The following is a 250-nucleotide window of genomic DNA, read 5'->3' on the forward strand; positions in this document are numbered from 1 at the left end:
GTATTAATAATGACCCATACTGGCGAACCGGAACTAACTACTTTATACATATCTTGCACGTCTCTACCTGTTAAATTAACTACTTTTTCAGGAGCATATTTTTCTGCTAAATTAAAAATGGGTTGATTATATACACCATATCCTGGCTCTGCCTTCGTATAAATATTTCCAACAAACCCCTCATAAGGATTTCCACGTAAACCATTTTGTTCAAATGGAACACGATGAATTTCGCTAGCAAGTTGCATCT

At 35.6% G+C, this 250-nt stretch carries 1 protein-coding gene; it reads right to left on the reverse strand.

Going from position 1 to position 250, the window contains the following annotated elements; all coding sequences use genetic code 11:
- Nucleotides 1-250: C39 family peptidase (locus tag SB775_RS32105; protein ID WP_410865337.1), on the reverse strand; the 250-nt coding region annotated here is incomplete at both ends.

The organism is Peribacillus sp. SIMBA_075 (assembly GCF_046534585.1).